This is a genomic window from Streptomyces sp. NPDC052236 (genome assembly GCF_044548015.1).
Lineage (GTDB): Bacteria > Actinomycetota > Actinomycetes > Streptomycetales > Streptomycetaceae > Streptomyces.
Genome location: NZ_JBIUBL010000020.1, coordinates 110,140 through 126,747, shown reverse-complemented (window position 1 = coordinate 126,747; position 16,608 = coordinate 110,140). Strand labels below are relative to the sequence as shown.

Here is a 16,608-nt window from a genome sequence, read left to right as displayed (position 1 = left end):
GCTGCGCTCGCTCACTTGGTGCCTCCATCGAAGTGCGGGTTCTCCCAGACGACCGTCGCGCCCATGCCGAAGCCGACGCACATGGTCGTCAGGCCGTAGCGGACGTGCGGCTGCTCCTCGAACTGCCGGGCCAGCTGTGTCATCAGCCGGACTCCGGAGGAGGCCAGCGGGTGGCCGTACGCGATCGCGCCGCCGTACTGGTTGACGCGCGGGTCGTCGTCGGCGATGCCGTAGTGGTCGAGGAAGGCGATCACCTGGACGGCGAAGGCCTCGTTGATCTCGAACAGGCCGATGTCGCTGATGGACAGACCGGCCTTGGCGAGCGCCTTGTCGGTCGAGGGGATCGGGCCGTAGCCCATGACCTCGGGCTCGACGCCGACGTACGCGTACGAGATGAGCCGCATCTTGACCGGCAGGCCGTTGGCGCGGGCGAAGTCCTCGGAGGCGATGAGGGAGGCGGTGGCGCCGTCGTTGAGGCCGGCGGCGTTGCCCGCGGTGACGCGGCCGTGCGGGCGGAAGGGGGTCTTCAGCCCGGCGAGCGATTCGAGGCTCGTGCCGGGTCGCATCGGCTCGTCGGCGGTGACCAGGCCCCAGCCGGTCTCGCCCGCCTCCGCGTTCGTACGGCGTACGGAGACGGGGACCAGGTCCTGCTGGATCTTGCCGTTGGCGTAGGCCTTGGCGGCCTTCTCCTGGGAGCGCACGGCGTACTCGTCGGCGCGTCGCTTGGTGATGTGCGGGAAGCGGTCGTGCAGGTTCTCGGCCGTCATGCCCATGAAGAGAGCGGACTCGTCGACGAGCTTCTCGGAGACGAAGCGGGGGTTGGGGTCCACGCCCTCGCCCATGGGGTGGCGGCCCATGTGCTCGACGCCGCCGGCGACGACGATGTCGTACGCGCCGAAAGCGATCGACCCGGCGGTCGTTGTCACGGCGGTCATCGCGCCCGCGCACATGCGGTCGATGGAGTAGCCCGGGACGGACTGCGGCAGACCCGCGAGGATGCCCGCGGTGCGGCCGATGGTGAGGCCCTGGTCGCCGATCTGGGTGGTCGCGGCGATGGCGACCTCGTCGATCTTGGCGGGGTCGAGGTCCGGGTTGCGGCGCAGGAGCTCGCGGATGGCCTTCACGACGAGATCGTCGGCCCGGGTCTCGTGGTAAATGCCCTTCGGGCCCGCCTTGCCGAACGGGGTGCGGACGCCGTCGACGAAGACGACATCCCTGACGGTACGAGGCACGTTGGCTCTCCTCCAGGGTGCGGGTGCGGCACGCCTGCGGCGCGCTTCCACGGTCATGCTACTTGCGGGTAACCGGGGGGAACAGTACCTATGGGGGGAGCGGCGAAGGTCACAGGGGGGTGGGGGGTGGGGCGGTGCGGTGCGCGTACGGGTTGCGGTGGCGCGGGTTGCGCCTGCGGCGGGCTTGTCCCCTACCCGCCCTCCCCCTACTCCCCCTACGCCCTGGCGGGCATGGGGGGACCCCCAGCTCCTCAAACGCCGGACGGGCTTGAATTGCCGGGCCACCGGCAACCCAAGCCCCGCCGGCGATTGAGGCGCGGGGTTCGGGGCGGAGCCCCGACAAGGGCCCGAGGCAAAACCAGCCCCGCAGCGCCCCCGACCAGGGTCCGCGCCCCGCGCTCGTCAGGACGTGGCCGTCAGCGCGTGCGTCAGCAGCGGCGTCACCTGGGCGATTTGCCAGGCGCGGGCGCCGTGGGACGACAGCGCCCCCGCCACCGCCTCCTCCGTCGGCTCCAGCGGCGGCTCCCAGCAGACCCGGCGGACCGTGTCCGGAGTGATCAGGTTCTCCTGGGGCAGGCCCAGCTCCTCCGCCAGCGCCGAGACCGCCGCGCGCGCCGCGGAGAGGCGGGCCGCGGCCTCGGGGTCCTTGTCCACCCAGGAGCGCGGCGGCGGCGGGCCGTTCAGCTGCTGGCCGGGCTGGGGCAGCTCCACGTCGGTCAGGGCCTTGGCCCGCTCCACCGCCGCCTGCCACTGCTCCAGCTGGCGCCGCCCCATCCGGTGGCCGAACCCGGGCAGCTCGGTCAGGGCGTGCAGGTTCGCCGGTACCGCCAGTGCCGCCTCCACGATCGCGGCGTCGCTCAGCACCTTGCCCGGTGACACGTCACGCCGCTGCGCGATCTTGTCGCGGGCCGTCCACAGCTCCCGTACGACCGCCAGCTGACGCCGGCGACGCACCTTGTGCATCCCGGACGTACGACGCCAGGGGTCCTTGCGCGGCGGCGCCGGCGGGGCCGAGGCGATCGCCTCGAACTCCTGGCGCGCCCACTCCAGCTTGCCCTGGCGGTCCAGTTCCTTCTCCAGCGCGTCGCGCAGGTCCACCAGCAGTTCCACATCGAGCGCGGCGTACCGCAGCCACGGCTCGGGCAGTGGGCGGGTGGACCAGTCGACGGCCGAGTGGCCCTTCTCCAGCGCGTAGCCGAGCACGCTCTCGACCATCGCGCCGAGCCCGACCCGGGGGAAGCCCGCGAGCCGTCCGGCCAGCTCGGTGTCGAAGAGCCGGGTGGGGACCATGCCTATTTCGCGCAGGCACGGCAGGTCCTGGGTGGCGGCGTGCAGGATCCACTCCGTACCGGAGAGGGCTTCGCCGAGCCCGGAGAGGTCCGGGCAGCCGACCGGGTCGATCAGTGCGGTGCCCGCGCCTTCGCGGCGCAGTTGTACGAGATAGGCGCGCTGGCCGTACCGGTAGCCGGACGCGCGCTCGGCGTCGACGGCCACCGGGCCGGTGCCACGGGTGAAGGCGGCGATCACTTCGGCGAGGGCGTCGTCGGTGGCCACCACGGGTGGAATGCCTTCCCGGGGCTCCAGCAAGGGAATCGGCAGCCCATCGACCGATCCATCGTCGTCCGGGGGAGCGCCCCCGGTGGTTCGCAGTGCTGTCTCTGCTGCGGTCTCTTGGGCGTCGGTCACCTGTCAAGGGTATCTGTGAACGGACAGCGCCCGCCGACGGAACGTTCCGTCGGCGGGCGCGAAGAAATACGGAAAGGATGTGTAAAGGGATTAAAAGGTAGTGGAAGGGGTCAGTGGATGATTCCGGTTCGCAGCGCTACCGCCACCATTCCGGCCCGGTCGCCCGTGCCGAGTTTGCGTGCGATACGGGCGAGGTGACTCTTCACGGTCAATGCGGACAAGCCCATCGAGACGCCGATCGCCTTGTTGGACTGGCCTTCGGCGACCAGGCGGAGTACTTCCACTTCGCGGCCGGAGAGCTCGCGGTAGCCGCCCGGGTGGCTCGGGGCGCCCGGGGGGCGGCGGTGCATCCGGCTCGCCGCGGCGCCGATGGGGGGCGCGCCGGGGCGGCTCGGGTGTCCGATGTTCGTACGCGTACCGGTGACGACGTAGCCCTTGACGCCGCCCGCGAGGGCGTTGCGCACGGCGCCGATGTCGTCGGCTGCGGACAGGGCCAGGCCATTGGGCCAGCCGGCGGCTCTGGTCTCGGACAGCAGGGTCAGCCCGGAGCCATCGGGCAGGTGGACGTCGGCCACGCAGATGTCGCGCGGGTTGCCGACGCGGGGGCGGGCCTCCGCGATGGACGACGCCTCGATCACATCACGTACTCCGAGGGCCCACAGGTGGCGGGTGACGGTGGAGCGGACGCGCGGGTCGGCCACGACGACCATGGCCGTCGGCTTGTTCGGGCGGTAGGCGACCAGGCTTGCGGGCTGCTCGAGTAGAACGGACACCAGGCCTCCTGGGAAGGTGCGGGACGGGGCCCGGCTCGGGGAAGAAGCCGGGTGAACTGTGCTTGACGGGTCACGAACCTCTTCGGCAGCAAAGCCGTCCGGCTTTAGGGAATGATCACGATTTAGTGAGTAACAATTGGTGCAATTCGGACGCGCGATCGATCATCCTACGATCGAGCCCGTACGCCTGTATGCCAGGCCGTAGGCCAACCCGTATGCCTGAATGCCCGTACGCCCGAACGCCTTACGGCTGCTGTGGACCGCGCCGTTGCGGCAGCGACACCACGCCCGTCGCGGTCTCCGCCACACCGGACGGTGACGGCGGCAGCCCCGCGATCTGACAGAGCAGATCACACCAGGCCGCGAAGTGAGCCCCCGCGTCCGGGACCCCGCCGGCGCCCTCCCGCGGCGTCCACGAGGCCCGGATCTCGATCTGCGTCACCGGACGGCGGTCGGAGAGTCCACCGAAATAGTGAGACCCCGCACGGGTGACGGTGCCGCTCGCCTCCCCGTACGAGAGACCGCGCGCCTCCAGCGCGCCCGTCAGCCACGACCAGCAGACCTCGGGCAGCAGCGGGTCGGCCGCCATCTCCGGCTCCAGTTCGGCGCGTACCAGCGTCACCAGCCGGAACGTGCCCTGCCAGGCGTCATGGCCCGCCGGATCGTGCAGCAGGACGAGCCGGCCGTCCGCCAGATCCTCGTCGCCCTCGACGACCGCGGCCTCCAGGGCGTACGCGAACGGCGCGAGGCGTTTGGGCGGGGGCGTCGGGTCCGCCTCGATCTCGGGGCGCAGCCGGGCCGCCCGCAGTGCCTCGACCGCCTGCCGGAACGCGCGCGGGACGGCATTCCCCTCCGCGCTGTCCGGTTCGCCGGCGCTGTTGGATTGATCGGAGTGACCTGAATGATCCGGATGATCCGTCGGATGATCGGAAAACTGTCCCTGAGCCGCAGCCATGCGGGGAAGAGTAGGCGGAACGGGGGCTTCGCGCAGGGAGAGACACCCGGCCCGGGGCAGCCACTTCCTGTGTACGTGCGAAGATTCTGGCGTGAGCGCCAATGACCTTCCCCAAGTTCTCGGCTCCGCTCGAACAGGGGAGACCCCTGTCACGGGCCGGCAGACCACGACGCAGCAGACCGCGACCCACGACTCCACGTTTCTGAAGGCGTGCAGGCGTGAACCCGTGTCGCACACGCCGGTCTGGTTCATGCGGCAGGCGGGCCGTTCGCTGCCCGAGTACCTCAAGCTGCGCGAGGGCATCCCGATGCTCGAATCGTGCATGCGGCCCGAGCTGGTCACCGAGATCACCCTCCAGCCCGTGCGCCGCCACAAGGTCGACGCGGCGATCTACTTCAGCGACATCGTCGTACCGCTCAAGGCGATCGGCATCGACCTCGACATCAAGCCGGGTATCGGCCCGGTCGTCGCCGAGCCGATCCGCACCCGCGCGGACCTGGCGCGGCTGCGCGACCTCACACCCGAGGACGTCTGGTACGTCACCGAGGCGATGGGCCTGCTCACCGCCGAGCTGGGGTCCACGCCGCTCATCGGTTTCGCCGGCGCGCCCTTCACCCTCGCGAGCTATCTGGTCGAGGGCGGCCCCTCGCGCAACCACGAGCACACCAAGGCGCTGATGTACGGCGACCCGGAGCTGTGGGCGGATCTGCTGGACCGGCTCGCGGAGATCACCTCCGCCTTCCTCAAGGTCCAGATCGAGGCCGGGGCGTCGGCCGTGCAGCTCTTCGACTCCTGGGTGGGCGCGCTGGCCCCCGCGGACTACCGGCGCTCGGTGATGCCCGCCTCGGCCAAGGTCTTCGAGGCGGTGGCCTCGTACGGCGTCCCGCGCATCCACTTCGGTGTCGGCACCGGCGAACTGCTGGGTCTGATGGGCGAGGCCGGCGCGGATGTCGTCGGCGTCGACTGGCGGGTCCCGATGGACGAGGCCGCGCGTCGGGTCGGTCCGGGCAAGGCGCTGCAGGGGAACCTGGACCCGGCCGTGCTCTTCGCCCCGACGGAAGCGGTCGAGACGAAGACCCGCGAGGTGCTGGAGGCGGCGGCCGGTCTTGAGGGCCATGTGTTCAACCTGGGCCACGGGGTGCTGCCGACGACGGACCCGGACGCGCTGACGCGGCTGGTGGAGTACGTCCACACGCAGACCGCGCGTTGACCCGTTGACCCATTGAGCCGTTGACCTGTGCGGGTGCCCGCCGGTGGGTCGGGGCCCGTGGTGAGCACCCGCGCCGGTCAGAAGGAGGACTCGCAGTTGATCGGCGGGTTGCCGGCGTTGAGCTGGCAGGAGTCCCAGTTGGGGCCGCCGTCGACGAGGCCCCCGTTGAAGTTGACCCGGATGACGTCCGCTCGGAATCGCCCGATTGCCTCCGGATCGGACCGGTCACCCTGCCGGGCGCACTGCTTCCCCCGCGTCCACGCACGGTTCAGCCCGCCGCCCGTACCGCCCGGACCGCTTTCCGAGCCGCCACCAGGACCGGGTCCCAGACCGGCGAGAACGGCGGGGCGTAGCCCAGGTCCAGGGCCGTCAGCTGTTCCACCGTCATTCCCGACGTCAGAGCGACCGCGGCGATGTCCACCCGCTTGGCCGCGCCCTCGCGGCCCACGATCTGGACGCCGAGCAGGCGGCCCGTACGGCGCTCCGCGAGCATCTTCACCGTCATCAGCGTGGCGCCGGGGTAGTAGCCCGCGCTGTTCGTCGACTCGATGGTGGCCGTGACGTACTGGAGCCCCACCTCGCGGGCGTCCTTCTCGCGCAGCCCGGTACGGGCGATCTCCAGGTCGCACACCTTGCTGACCGCCGTGCCGACGACCCCCGGGAACGTGGCGTAGCCGCCGCCCGCGTTCGTTCCGATGACCTGGCCGTGCTTGTTGGCGTGCGTGCCCAGCGCGATATGGCGGTCGCGGCCCGAGACCAGGTGGAGGACCTCCACACAGTCGCCGCCCGCCCAGATGTTCTCGTGGCCGCGGACCCGCATCGCCGGATCGGTGAGCAGACCGCCGTACGCGCCCAGCGGCAGACCCGCGGCGCGCGCGAGCGTCGTCTCCGGCTCGACGCCCATGCCGAGGACCACGACATCCGCCGGGTACGACGCGGACTCGGTGGCGACCGCCGACACCCGGCCGTCCTCGCCCGTGAGGATCTTGGCGACCTCGGCGCCGGCCACCGTGGTGATGCCCATGCCCTCCATCGCTTCGCGGACCAGGCGGCCCATGTCCGGGTCGAGGGTGGCCATGGGCTGCTCGCCTCGGTTGAGGACGGTCACCTCGTAGCCGCGCTTGAGCATCGCCTCCGCCATCTCGACGCCGATATAGCCCGCGCCCACGACGACCGCGCGCCCGCCGGGGGTGGTGAGGCCGTCCAGCAGCGCCTGGCCGTCGTCCAGCGTCTGTACGCCGTGGACGCCGGGGGCGTCGATGCCCGGCAGCGGCGGGCGCGTCGGCCGCGCCCCCGTCGCGACGACCAGTTTGTCGAAGCCGGTCCAGGACTCGGTGCCCGCTTCGAGGTCGCGGGCGCGGACGCGCTGGCCGGCGACGTCGATCTCCGTCACCTCCGTACGCATCCGCAGATCGATCCCGCGCTCGCGGTGCGCGGCCGGCGTACGGGCGATCAGCGCGTCGCGCTCGGCCACGTCACCGCTGATCCAGTACGGGATCCCGCAGGCCGAGTACGAGCTGAAGTGACCGCGCTCGAAGGCCACGATCTCCAGCTCGTCCGGGCCCTTCAGCCGACGTGCCTGCGATGCGGCGGACATGCCCGCCGCATCGCCCCCGATGACTACCAGCCGCTCCGTTGCCATGGGGAACACGCTACGGCGAAGCGGCCGTTCAGTCCTGGCCGGGGTCGGTACCGCTGCCGGGAGCCGGAGCCGGAGCCGGAGCGGGAACAGGCCACTGGGCAGGAGCCGCCGCCGTGCGCCTCGCCAGCCGCGGCCGGATCACCCACCACCACAGCGCGAACAGCAGCCCGAACGCCGCGACCCACGGAGCGATCGCCGCGATCACGATCCCAATCCACTTCACCGCCGTCACCAGCGCGTCCCAGCCGCCGTTGAGCGCGTCCAGGAAGCCCGGGTCCTCGTCTTCGTCCTTCTTCGGCTCCGGGCCCTCCTTCTCGGTGAGGTCCACCGTGATCGTCGCCAGCGTCGTACGGTCCTTGAGCGAGGCCTGCTGAGCCAGCAGCGACTCCAGCTCGGCCTGACGGCTGCTCAGCTGCCCCTCCAGGGTGACCACATCGCTGAGCTGCGTGGCCCGGTCCATCAGTGCCCGTACGCGGGCGACGCTCGCCCGTTGCGTGGCGATGCGGCTGTCCACATCGACCACCTGCCCGGTGACGTCCTTGGCGTCCGCCTTGCGGGAGAGCAGTTTCCCGGCGCCTGCCAGCTCGGTCAGCACCGCGTCGTACTTCTCCTGCGGGACGCGCAGCACGACGTGCGAGGTCACATGCGTGTCGTCGAGCCGCTCGGTGGACTCGTTGGAGACATGCCCGCCGGCGTCCTCGGCCGCCGTGCGCGCCTTCGCCAGGGCCTTCGGGGCGTCCTCGACCTCCACGCTGATCGTGGCGGTGCGGATGATGTGGGTCGTCGGCAGCGCGACCGGGTTCTTCGGCTCCGCCTGCTGTCGGCCGGAAGGAGCGGAAGGGGCTCCGGCGTCCGCGAGCGACCCGCTCCCTTCGGCCCGTGCCGCGTCCTCCGCCGCGGGTTGCGCTCCGCTCTGCGCTGCCTTCTCGTCTGCGGTGGACCCACTGTCGTTGGCTCCGCTGCACCCGGCGACGCCGAGTGAGACGGTGAGCAACAGTGCCGCGCATGTACGCCGAGCACGCATATCGGCCCCCCCAGGGACAGGTAGTTGAGTGTCGCCGGTTCGACGTGGGAGGCAGGGGCCCGGGTTGCCCTTTCCCGGTTCCGAAGCGGTCACGGTCGGGACTCGTTACGGGTCTGAGAGAGTGGCCCCATGCTGTCCAGCCCAGAAGATGTGAACGCACGTACGAGTCATATCGTCGTCATCGGAGGAGGCATCGCCGGTCTCGCCGCCGCGCACCGGCTGCTCGGCTCCGGGGCCCGCGTCACCCTCATCGAGGCCTCCGACCGCCTCGGCGGCAAGCTGCGCGCGGGCGAGATCGCGGGCGTCTCCGTCGACCTGGGCGCCGAGTCGATGCTCGCCCGCCGTCCCGAAGCGGTCGAACTGGCCCGCGCCGTCGGCCTCGCCGACCGGCTCCAGCCGCCCGCCACCGCCTCCGCGACGGTCTGGACCCGCGACGCGCTGCGCCCGATGCCCAAGGGCCATGTGATGGGCGTGCCGGGCGACCCGGCGGCGCTCTCCGGGCTGCTCTCCCCGGAAGGCATCGCCCGCATCGAGCGGGAGCGGGATCTGCCGCCCGCCGAGCTCGGCGACGATGTCGCGGTCGGCGCGTACGTCGCCGAGCGCCTCGGCCGCGAGGTCGTGGACCGGCTGGTGGAGCCGCTGCTGGGCGGGGTGTACGCGGGCGACGCGTACAAGATCTCGATGCGTGCCGCCGTGCCGCAGCTGTTCGAGGCCGTGAAGACCCAGGGTTCGCTGCTCGCGGCCGTACGGGACCTCCAGGCGCGGACCGCCGCTGCTGCCGTGCAGCAGGACCAACCCGTCTTCATGGGCATCGCGGGCGGCATCGGAACCCTGCCGGGCGCGGTGGCCGAGGCCGTACGCGCGGGGGGCGGCGAGATCCTCACCGAGACGCCGGTCCACGAGCTCACCCGTACCGACCGGGGCTGGCAGATCCGCGCCGGCCGGCGCGTCATCGCCGCCGACGGCGTGGTGCTCGCCACGCCCGCCTGGTCCGCCTCCGCGCTGCTCGCCGACGAGTCACCGGCAGCGGCCGCCGAGCTCGGCAGGATCGAGTACGCCTCCATGGCCCTGGTGACCATGGCTTTCCGCCGCGCCGACCTGGGCCGGATGCCGGAAGGCAGCGGCTTTCTGGTGCCGCCGGTGGACGGCCGCACCATCAAGGCGTCCACCTTCTCGACCCGGAAGTGGGGATGGGTGGACGAGGGTTCCTCCGAGCTCTTCCTGCTGCGGACCTCGATCGGCCGGTACGGCGAGGAGGAGCAGCTGGACCGCGAGGACGGCGAGCTGGTCGACGTATCCCTGCGGGATCTCGGCGAGGCGGTCGGGCTCGGCGCCGGATTCGGGTCCGGGTCCGGGGCCGGCGCCGGACCCGCGGCCAAGCCTGTGGCCACCGAAGTGACCCGCTGGATCGGCGGACTGCCCCAGTACCCCGTCGGGCACCTCACGCGCGTCGCCCGCATCCGCGACGAGGTCGCCAAACTGCCCGGCCTGCGGGTCTGCGGCGCGGCGTACGACGGCGTCGGCATCCCCGCCTGCATCGCGAGCGCGCGCCGCGCGGCCGACGAGATCATCGCCACGTCGACCCTGGTGCGGGTCACTGGGGACGACGCGGGAGAATAGCCTCATGACTGCACCGGAAAAGGCTCCCAACGCGGGGAAGAAGGCGAAGGACCTCAACGAGGTCATCCGCTACACCCTGTGGTCCGTCTTCAAGCTGCGCGATGTGCTGCCCGACGCCACCGACCGCACCGGCTACGCCGACGAGGTCCAGGAGCTGTTCGACCAGCTCGCCGCCAAGGACATCACCGTCCGCGGCACGTACGACGTCTCCGGGCTGCGCGCCGACGCGGACGTGCTGATCTGGTGGCACGCGGAGACCGCGGACGAGCTCCAGGAGGCGTACAACCTCTTCCGGCGTACGAAGCTGGGCCGCGCCCTCGTGCCGGTCTGGTCGAACATGGCGCTGCACCGGCCCGCCGAGTTCAACAAGTCGCACGTCCCGGCCTTCCTGGCCGACGAGACGCCGCGCAACTATGTCAGCGTCTACCCCTTCGTACGCTCCTACGACTGGTACCTGCTGCCGGACGAGGACCGCCGCCGGATGCTCGCCGACCACGGCAAGATGGCGCGCGGCTTCCCCGATGTGCGCGCCAACACGGTCGCGTCGTTCTCGCTCGGCGACTACGAGTGGCTGCTGGCCTTCGAGGCCGACGAGCTGTACCGGATCGTCGATCTGATGCGTCACCTGCGCGCGTCCGAGGCCCGGATGCACGTACGCGAAGAGGTCCCGTTCTACACGGGCCGCCGCAAGTCCGTCGCCGAACTGGTGGCGGGGCTCGCGTAGCGGATCCCCTGAAACCCGGTAGCCGGGCCGCCTCGTGGCGGCCCCGGCTATCCCGACCCGGAAGATCAGGCCGCGCGCGGCAGCCTCTTGGCAGTGGCGCGCCGGTCCAGCGACACCGGGTCCGGCTCCTGGTGCGGCGCGCATTCAGCGCGCCGCACCGGCGTCTGTCCGGTCAGCAGATAGTCCGCCAGGTATCCGTTGACGCAGGCGTTCTTGCCGCCGCCGATGCCGTGCGAACCGGAGTCCCGCTCGGTGATCAGCACCGCGCCCTTCAGCCGCCGCGCCAGCTCGCGAGCCCCCTCGTACGGCGTCGCCGCGTCCCGCTCGGCGGCCAGGATCAGCGTCGGGGGCAGTTCGCCGCGCTTCGTACGGACCCTCAGCGGCTCCTGCCGGTGCGCGGACCAGAAGGCGCACGGCAGGTTCATCCAGGCGTTGTCCCAGGTCTCGAACGGGGCGCTGCGCGCGAGGCGGCTGTTGTCGCGGTCCCACTCCTCCCAGTCCGTCGGCCACGGGGCGTCGTTGCACTCGACGGCGGTGTACACGGCCTTGCCGTTCTCCGCCTCCCGCGCCCCCGCCGGGTCCGGTGCGGCCTGGTCGATCAGCGGCTGCGCGTTGCCCTTCAGATACTCGGACAGGGCGGTGGCGCGCGGCTGCCAGAAGTCGTCGTAGTAGGCCGCGCCCAGGAACGCCGCGTGCAGCTGGCCGGGGCCGACCTTGCCGCCCGCGGGCTCGCGCGCGAGGCGCGTGCGGATCTTCTCGTAGCTGTGTGCCACCGCCTCGGGTGTCGCGCCCAGCTGGAACGTCTTGTCGTGCCTGGCGACCCAGGCACGGAAGTCCGCCCAGCGGCTCTCGAAGGCGAACGACTGCTCAAGGTTGCTGCGGTACCAGATCTTGTGCCGGTCCGGATCGACCGCCGAGTCGAAGACCATACGGCGCACATGCGAGGGGAAGAGGGTCGCGTACAGCGCTCCGAGGTACGTGCCGTACGAGGCGCCCATGAAGGTCAGCTTCTCCTGGCGGAGCGCCGCCCGCAGCACATCCAGGTCGCGGGCGTTGTTGAGCGAGGTGTAGTGGCGCAGCGCGGGCCCCGCCCTGCGCGCACAGCCGTCCGCGTACGCCTTCGCCTCGGCGATCCGCTCCTGCTTGTACGACTCGGAGGGGTGGACCGGGGCGAGGGTCGGGGCCTTGCCGAAGTCGGCCGGTTCCTGGCAGGAGAGCGGGGCGGAGCGGCCGACGCCGCGCGGGGAGTAGCCGACGATGTCGTACGCCCGGGAGATCCGCTGCCACTCGGGGAGCTGGGCGGCCAGCGGGAAGATCATGCTGGAGCTGCCGGGGCCGCCGGGGTTGTAGACGAACGCGCCCTGGTGCTCGGCCGGTGCGCCGCTCGCCTTGATCCGGCTGACGGTGAGTTCGATCAGCGGGCCCGAGGGCCTGGCGTAGTCGAGCGGGACGGTGACCGTGCCGCACTGGACCGGCGCGGGCAGTCTCTCGGACTCGGGGCAGCTGCCGAAGGCGATGCCCGTGGCGGCGGCGCGCTCGGCGGCGATGGCTGTGCCGTAGGACTCGACGGTGGTGGTCGTCGCGCCGTCGGCCGGGGCGACGACGAGCGCGGACAGGGCCAGGGAGACCAAGGAACTGACGCCTGCCACGGCCCGGTATCTCGCAGCTGCTCTCATCCGGGACAGGGTCAACAGATCGTCGGGCGGTGTAAAGCACCGACGGGCCGTGTCGGGCTCAATCACTCCGATGCGCGGTACGGCTGTGGGTACGGCTGTGGCTCAGCGCCGCTCGCAGGTCCGGGTCGTCGATGGCCCAGACCCCGCTCAGGGCGACGGCGGTGAGCGAGTCGTCGGGGGAGAACGAACTGAGCAGGCGCTGACCGTCGGGCGAGGCCCAGCGGGCGGACGGATGGACCTCGATCCGCGCGACGACGAGAGAGCCGCCGGTCAGCATGAGAGGAAGCGCGAACCAGGCGAGGACCAGCCCGCTGCCCGCTCCCTGCTCCTGGGGGAGCGTCAGCACGGCGGCGGTCGCCAGCACCAGGATGAGCACGGTGGCTCCCTGTACGCCGCGCACGGCCGATGCGACGTGCGACCTGGCGGTCTCGGGTACGGCGAGACCGGCGGCGACGAGACGCTCGGCCAGGGCCCGCACCGCGTCGGTGGCGGCCGCGGTGGCCCGTACGGCCGCGATCCTGGCCTGTCCCGCGGGCCCTATCGCGCTGATGACGGAGCGCTCCAGGTCGTCCTCGCCCTCCGGGTCGACGACGGTGGCCCAGCCGGTGTGCGCGAGCAGCAGTGTGCGGCGCCGGTGCATCGAGACGAGGGTGAGCTCGGTGACCCGCTGCGGGCCGCCCGCGAGGAACGCGGCCTCGTACAGGCTCAGTTCCGGGGGCCCTTCTTGGGGCGTGAGGTTCGTGCGGGCGGCTTCGACGGCGGCGAGGCAGAGCCGGGCGCAGCTGATGCCCGCGAGGGCCCAGGCGACCAGCAGAAAGAGCGTCCAGAACATGACTGAGTTCTACGTGAGTTGACGGTGGTGATGCCATGGGGAGTCCGCCCTGTGGACCGGGCGGACTGAGCGGACTGAGCGGACCGGTCGGACTGGGCGGAGTCGGCGGCGATGGCGTCGAAGTCGATGAGCCCGGTCGCCTCCAGGACCTTGATGTGGTCCAGGACGGTGGTGTTGGCGTCGTCGGCCAGCGCCCGCACGAGTGTGTTGCGGGTGCTGTTGCGGATGTCGGCGACGAGGGAGAAGACCTTGCCGTGGGCCCGGCGCAGGATATTGGCGAACTTGGTCTCGTACTCCAGGCCGCGCGCCGCGGTGAATTCCTCCAACCAGCCGCGCTGTTGGCCGGTCGGCTGGTTTGGCAGCTCCATGGAGAGCCGTTTCGCGACCTCGCGGACGCGGGCGTCGAGGTAGGTGTGGCCGTGGACGAGATGCTCGCCCGCTGTCCTGACCGCGACGGAGGGGGCGCGGTCGATGGCCTGTTGCCCGGCGGGAAGCTCCAACAGTCCGGCGAGTCGGACGCGTACGACGAAGTCCCGGTCGGCGGCGGAGAGCGGGCCCCAGGCGGTGGGGACGGAACCGGCGCGGAGATTGGCGAGGCCGGTGCCGGAGCGGTCCTCGTAGGTCCAGATCGGGAAGAGAATCGCGGCGACGGTCGCCGTCAGGGCGACGACGACCATGCCGGTGCCGGTGAGGGAACGCATGCTGCCTCCTGCGCGTGCGGTCCAGCACGCTAGTCGGCCTGGGCGTGATCCCGTGGCGTGTTCGGGGGATTGACCGCGCATCGCTGTACGCGTCGGCGTACGTATGTCGGCGTACGGCCGCGTACGTTCTTGTACGTTCTCGTACGTCAGGAACCGCCGCCGCCTCCGCAGCTCGATCCGCCGCCGGAGGAGCTGCCACAGCTGGAGCCGGACGAGCTCCCGCAGCTGCTGCCGCCGCCCCCGGAGGAACTGCCGCAACCGGACCCGGGGCTCGACCCGGCGCACCATACGGCCGCGGGGTCGCCGCTGTCCGCTGTGTCCGGCGGCGAGTGGCCGCCGCCTCCGCGCACGGGGCCCCGTGCCGCCGCCGTCAACTGCGCCCGGAGCGCCGGATCCGGCACGGCGGGCAGGCCCCGGAGCGCGACCAGCAGGGCCGGCGCGTAGGCAGTGGTGTTCTCGGCCCGGTACGAGCGGAGGGCGTCCTGGCCCGCCGTACTGATCCGCCGCTTGGCACGGCCCGCCATGAGAAAGCCGATCAAGATGCCCGCGATCAGAACCGGCAGAACCATGACGATGAGCGGCGGGCCGGACTCGAACGGTCCCGCGCCGACGAGGGTGAGGACGGTGACGATGAAGGAGGCGGGTATGGCCAGCAGACACACCACCCCCTGGGTGATGCCCCAGGCGGCCAGTGCGCTGTTCTGCCCGGGTACCGCCACCAGCCCGCGGGCGGCGAGGCCGTCGCCGATCTCCTGTACGGCGGGGTCGCGCATCGCGCCGAGGCGCATGTGACGCAGAGCCCCCGTCGGCGCGGCGGCCAGCCGCGCGAGCACCGCACGCTCGACGAGGTCATGGGCGACAGGATTCCGTACGGCGACGATGCCGGGTCCGCCGATGACGAGCCGTCCGTCGGCGTGCAGGGCGGCGAGCGCGGCGTCCACGACGCGGGCGGGGCCGCCGCTGAGGAAGGCGGCCTCGTAGACGTCGTGGATACGGGCCCCGGCGGCGGGGTGGCGGCGCTGGGAGGCGGACACTCGCGCGATCAGTGCCGCGGAGGAGGCCCCGATGGCGAGATAGATGAGCACGGCGAGCGCGATCATCCCGCGCCTCCTCTGACGAGGACGGCACGGGCGGCGCGTACGAACCGGGTGGCACGGCGCGGCGGGCTCTGGGTGGCACGCTCTTCCCACCAGCGGGTGAGCCGGCGTCGGGCGTCGGCGTCGGCGGGACGGCCGGCGATGAGCAGCTGCTCGGCGAAGTCGAGCGCGTCACGCCGGTAGCCGGCGCGCATGGGGCGGTCCTTGGCGTACGAGAGGAACGCGGCGCGGTAGCCGTCCCCGAGGATCTCGGGCAGCTCCGGCGCGACCTTGGCGACGACATCGGCACGCTTGGCGGCGAGGGCGCGGCTCTGTACGCGCAGGCGCCGGGAGTCGAAGCCTTCGGGGGCAGGGGTACCGGCGACGAGGGCGGAAAGCAGGGAGGCCTGCGCAAGGGCGACGTGAGCGCGGGCTGCGGGGTCGGTGGCGTCCCCCGGAGCGGGTGCCGGGGCCGGATCCTCAGCACTCGGCGCGCGGACCGCCGTCCGCGTACCGGTGGGTGCGCCCTCGTGGGCGCGGGCCGCACCCCGCACGCGGTACGACGGCCGGGCTACCGACCGCGGGGTCGCATGCCCTGCCCGGCCCGCCGCCGCGGTCAGTGTCGTGCGGATCGTCGTCAGTTCCGCCGACAGCTCCGCCTCCGGCGGGAAGTCGTCGTCCCGCTCCAGCAGGACCCCCGGCGGCGCCACTCTCGCCCGGAGTTCCGTCAGAATGTCCAGGACCGGCCGGGTCACCGGGTGCGCGTGCGTGTCGTGCCAGACGCCGTCGCGTTCGATGCCGCCCGCCACATGGACGTACGCGATCGCCTCGACCGGCAGTTCATCCAGCGCCGCCGACGGGTCCTCGCCCCGGTTGACGTGGTTCGTGTGGAGGTTCGCCACGTCGATCAGCAGGCGTACGCCCGTGCGCTCGACCAGTTCCGCCAGGAACTGCCCCTCAGTGAGCTCCTCGCCCGGCCACGAGATCAGCGCCGCGATGTTCTCCAGCGCCAGCGGCACCGGCAGCGAGTCCTGCGCCATGCGGACGTTCTCGCAGAGCACCCTCAGCGCGTCCCAGGTGCGCGGCACCGGCAGCAGGTGGCCCGCTTCCAGCAGCGGGGACGCGGTGAGCACGCCTCCGGCCCGTACGAACGCGATGTGCTCCGTCACCAGCGGCGCGTCCAGCGCCGTCGCGCGCTCCGCCAGGTCGGCCAGCCGCTGCTCGGACGGGCGGTCCGCGCCGCCCAGGCCCAGCGAGACGCCGTGCGGGACGATCCGGGTGCCGCGCGAGCGCAGGCGGGTCAGGGCCGCGGGCAGATGGCCCGGGCAGATGTTCTCCGCGACGACCTCGACCCAGTCGACGCCGGGCAGCCGTTCCACCGCGTCGGCGATCTCGGGCCGCCAGCCGATACCGATACCGAGTTCGGTTTGCATGAGTTGTCCCCCTCCATCAGCGCC

The 16,608-nt window shown here is 72.0% G+C and carries 14 protein-coding genes; 3 read left to right on the top strand and 11 right to left on the bottom strand.

Annotation, left to right across the window (positions count from 1 at the left end; all coding sequences use genetic code 11):
* Positions 1-11: 11 nt before the first annotated feature.
* The 4 genes from ACIHCQ_RS29075 to ACIHCQ_RS29060 all read right to left on the bottom strand — a co-directional run bounded on the left by ACIHCQ_RS29075 (position 12) and on the right by ACIHCQ_RS29060 (position 4,646).
* A complete protein-coding gene (locus tag ACIHCQ_RS29075; RefSeq protein WP_399668587.1) occupies positions 12-1,232 on the bottom strand; it encodes a thiolase family protein in 1,221 nt (406 codons plus the stop codon).
* Positions 1,233-1,634: 402 nt separating this feature from the next.
* Positions 1,635-2,918: an HRDC domain-containing protein gene (locus ACIHCQ_RS29070; RefSeq protein WP_399668584.1), complete on the bottom strand. Its 1,284-nt coding sequence runs from the start codon at positions 2,916-2,918 to the stop codon at positions 1,635-1,637.
* 110 nt (positions 2,919-3,028) lie between these two features.
* Positions 3,029-3,691: a LuxR C-terminal-related transcriptional regulator gene (locus tag ACIHCQ_RS29065; RefSeq protein ID WP_399668581.1), complete on the bottom strand. Its 663-nt coding sequence runs from the start codon at positions 3,689-3,691 to the stop codon at positions 3,029-3,031.
* A 244-nt stretch (positions 3,692-3,935) separates the two neighbouring features.
* Complete coding sequence (locus tag ACIHCQ_RS29060) at positions 3,936-4,646, bottom strand: DUF3000 domain-containing protein (protein WP_399668578.1); 711 nt, start codon at positions 4,644-4,646, stop codon at positions 3,936-3,938.
* A 91-nt stretch (positions 4,647-4,737) separates the two neighbouring features.
* On the opposite strand from ACIHCQ_RS29060, the gene hemE reads away from it, so the two are divergent.
* On the top strand, positions 4,738-5,856 hold the full coding sequence (gene hemE / locus ACIHCQ_RS29055; protein WP_399668575.1) for a uroporphyrinogen decarboxylase: 1,119 nt from the start codon (positions 4,738-4,740) through the stop codon (positions 5,854-5,856).
* Positions 5,857-6,124: 268 nt separating this feature from the next.
* Here the strand turns inward: hemE and ACIHCQ_RS29050 are convergent, their stop codons facing one another.
* Together ACIHCQ_RS29050 and ACIHCQ_RS29045 are read right to left on the bottom strand one after the other, a co-directional pair.
* On the bottom strand, positions 6,125-7,498 hold the full coding sequence (locus ACIHCQ_RS29050; protein ID WP_399668573.1) for an FAD-dependent oxidoreductase: 1,374 nt from the start codon (positions 7,496-7,498) through the stop codon (positions 6,125-6,127).
* Positions 7,499-7,526: 28 nt separating this feature from the next.
* Positions 7,527-8,522 (bottom strand): DUF4349 domain-containing protein, encoded by a 996-nt coding sequence (locus ACIHCQ_RS29045; RefSeq protein WP_399668570.1) that lies wholly within the window; start codon positions 8,520-8,522, stop codon positions 7,527-7,529.
* Between the two features lie 129 nt (positions 8,523-8,651).
* Between ACIHCQ_RS29045 and hemG the strand changes: the two genes are divergently transcribed.
* Together hemG and hemQ are read left to right on the top strand one after the other, a co-directional pair.
* A complete protein-coding gene (hemG, locus tag ACIHCQ_RS29040) occupies positions 8,652-10,142 on the top strand; it encodes a protoporphyrinogen oxidase (RefSeq protein ID WP_399668568.1) in 1,491 nt (496 codons plus the stop codon).
* A gap of 4 nt (positions 10,143-10,146) precedes the next feature.
* The gene (hemQ, locus tag ACIHCQ_RS29035) at positions 10,147-10,866 is read left to right on the top strand and encodes a hydrogen peroxide-dependent heme synthase (RefSeq protein ID WP_399668565.1); all 720 of its coding nucleotides are present in this window, start codon (positions 10,147-10,149) and stop codon (positions 10,864-10,866) included.
* Between the two features lie 65 nt (positions 10,867-10,931).
* Here hemQ and ACIHCQ_RS29030 read toward each other — a convergent pair whose 3' ends face one another.
* The 5 genes from ACIHCQ_RS29030 to ACIHCQ_RS29010 form a co-directional block, all read right to left on the bottom strand.
* Positions 10,932-12,542 (bottom strand): alpha/beta hydrolase, encoded by a 1,611-nt coding sequence (locus tag ACIHCQ_RS29030; protein WP_399668562.1) that lies wholly within the window; start codon positions 12,540-12,542, stop codon positions 10,932-10,934.
* 58 nt (positions 12,543-12,600) lie between these two features.
* A complete protein-coding gene (locus ACIHCQ_RS29025; protein WP_399668721.1) occupies positions 12,601-13,329 on the bottom strand; it encodes a TIGR04222 domain-containing membrane protein in 729 nt (242 codons plus the stop codon).
* Positions 13,248-14,075 carry a DUF4142 domain-containing protein gene (locus ACIHCQ_RS29020; RefSeq protein ID WP_399668559.1) on the bottom strand — a complete coding sequence of 276 codons (828 nt, stop codon included), beginning with the start codon at positions 14,073-14,075 and terminating at the stop codon, positions 13,248-13,250. Before ACIHCQ_RS29020 ends, ACIHCQ_RS29025 begins: the two co-directional genes overlap by 82 nt.
* 146 nt (positions 14,076-14,221) lie before the next feature.
* Entirely contained in the window at positions 14,222-15,175 is a 954-nt protein-coding gene (locus ACIHCQ_RS29015) for a TIGR04222 domain-containing membrane protein (protein ID WP_399668556.1), read from the bottom strand.
* A complete protein-coding gene (locus tag ACIHCQ_RS29010; protein ID WP_399668553.1) occupies positions 15,172-16,584 on the bottom strand; it encodes a DUF692 family multinuclear iron-containing protein in 1,413 nt (470 codons plus the stop codon). Before ACIHCQ_RS29010 ends, ACIHCQ_RS29015 begins: the two co-directional genes overlap by 4 nt.
* Positions 16,585-16,608: the final 24 nt, after the last annotated feature.

Coding starts and splice junctions, on each gene's coding strand:
- ACIHCQ_RS29060 (WP_399668578.1), bottom strand. CDS start 4,646: ATGGCTGCGGCTCAGGGACAGTTTTCCGATCATCCGACGGATCATCCG.
- ACIHCQ_RS29050 (WP_399668573.1), bottom strand. CDS start 7,498: ATGGCAACGGAGCGGCTGGTAGTCATCGGGGGCGATGCGGCGGGCATG.
- ACIHCQ_RS29045 (WP_399668570.1), bottom strand. CDS start 8,522: ATGCGTGCTCGGCGTACATGCGCGGCACTGTTGCTCACCGTCTCACTC.
- hemG (WP_399668568.1), top strand. CDS start 8,652: ATGCTGTCCAGCCCAGAAGATGTGAACGCACGTACGAGTCATATCGTC.
- hemQ (WP_399668565.1), top strand. CDS start 10,147: ATGACTGCACCGGAAAAGGCTCCCAACGCGGGGAAGAAGGCGAAGGAC.
- ACIHCQ_RS29030 (WP_399668562.1), bottom strand. CDS start 12,542: ATGAGAGCAGCTGCGAGATACCGGGCCGTGGCAGGCGTCAGTTCCTTG.
- ACIHCQ_RS29020 (WP_399668559.1), bottom strand. CDS start 14,075: ATGCGTTCCCTCACCGGCACCGGCATGGTCGTCGTCGCCCTGACGGCG.
- ACIHCQ_RS29015 (WP_399668556.1), bottom strand. CDS start 15,175: ATGATCGCGCTCGCCGTGCTCATCTATCTCGCCATCGGGGCCTCCTCC.
- ACIHCQ_RS29010 (WP_399668553.1), bottom strand. CDS start 16,584: ATGCAAACCGAACTCGGTATCGGTATCGGCTGGCGGCCCGAGATCGCC.